At 65.9% G+C, this 1116-nt stretch carries 1 protein-coding gene; it reads left to right on the top strand.

All coding sequences use genetic code 11. The annotated features are described in order from the left end of the window. Window positions 1-178: 178 nt before the first annotated feature. Window positions 179-1057, top strand: coding sequence for a helix-turn-helix domain-containing protein (locus tag ACFWGZ_RS41170; RefSeq protein WP_382457005.1), 879 nt, complete (start codon window positions 179-181; stop codon window positions 1055-1057). Window positions 1058-1116: the final 59 nt, after the last annotated feature.

Here is a 1116-nt window from a genome sequence, read left to right as displayed (position 1 = left end):
ATGTGTGGGTTCACGCCACTCAGCGTGGCCACGCCTGCGTACCGTGAACAGCGACGGAGCCCCTACGTACGGTGATTGTCCCGTGCTTGTCCAGTGCTGTCCCGGCTGTCCGGGGTGACGGTCGGGGCACGTCGGGGGTTGGGCCGAGAACGGCAGGCGCGTCGGAGGTGGAGCACGGATGAGCGTGGACGAGACCGGTACGGAGCAGGGCGACGCCGGGGCGGACGAGCTGGGCTGGGAGGTGGACCCCGACGACGAGTCGGGCGTGGCCGTGGTCGCTGTGGTGGGCCGCCAGCTCAAAGCGTGGCGGGAGGCGGCCGGGATGCGGGCCGGGGACTTCGGTGCCCTGGTCGGGTACGGGGAGGACCTGATCTACAAGGTGGAGGGTGGCCGCCGCATTCCCCGCCCGGAACTCCTGGACATGGCGGACGAGGTGCTGGGCGCGGGCGGAAAGCTCGCCGCGATGAAGAAGGACGTGGCGGAGGTCCGGTACCCGAAGAAGATCCGGGAGCTCGCGAAGCTGGAGAAGCGTGCGGTCGAGATGGGGCTGTACAGCAACCACAGCATCCATGGTCTGCTGCAGACACCGGAATATGCACGCGCCCTGTTCGAGATGAGGCGGCCCGCGTACTCGCACGATGAAGTGGAAAGGGTGCTGGCGGCGCGCATGGCCAGGAAGGCGGTCTTCGAGCGGTCGCCGATGCCCACGCTCAGCTTCGTGCAAGAGGAGGTGACTCTGTGCCGCCCTATCGGGGGCACAATGGTGCTGCGGCGACAGCTCGAACGGCTCCTGGATATTGGGCAGTTGAGGAATGTCGAGATTCAGGTGATGCCGACCGATCGCGAGGATCATGCGGGGATGGACGGTGGAGTCGAGGTGCTGAAGTTCGAGGACGGGACTGCGGTAGGTCGGTCGGACGGTGCTTTCGCTGGACGCCCAGTCTTCGACCCGAAACAGCTCCGAATCCTTGAGCTGCGCTATGGGATGATCCGGGCCCAGGCTCTCGCGCCAAGGGAGTCGCTGGCCTTCATCGAGCAACTGCTGGGAGAGACATGATCAGCGAGACCTCTGCCGGGGATGCTTCCGAGCCGGAATGGTTCAAGAGTAGTTACAGC

Source organism: Lentzea sp. NPDC060358, assembly GCF_042725365.1.
Taxonomy (GTDB): domain Bacteria; phylum Actinomycetota; class Actinomycetes; order Mycobacteriales; family Pseudonocardiaceae; genus Lentzea.
This window is presented reverse-complemented; position numbering and strand designations above follow the sequence as displayed.